Below are 216 nucleotides of genomic sequence, written 5' to 3' on the forward strand. Positions count from 1 at the left end.
CTCTGCTACCCCGACGAACTAAACCAAGTCTGGACCAACTTAACCCATAACGCACTTCAAGCAATGCATAATGAAGGTGAATTATCGGTCTCTACCAAAGTACAGGAGGGTAATATTCTTGTGCAGTTCACCGACAACGGCCCAGGAATTCCTGAGGATATCCAAGAAAAGGTATTTTCATCCTTCTTTACCACAAAACCAGCCGGAGAAGGCAGC

Annotated in this window: 1 protein-coding gene; it reads left to right on the forward strand. The window is 45.8% G+C overall.

The features are described 5' to 3' along the window. Positions 1-216 (forward strand): sensor histidine kinase (locus A3761_RS03960; protein ID WP_231881150.1); only part of this gene is annotated, 216 nt, incomplete at both ends.

The organism is Oleiphilus sp. HI0123, assembly GCF_001635315.1.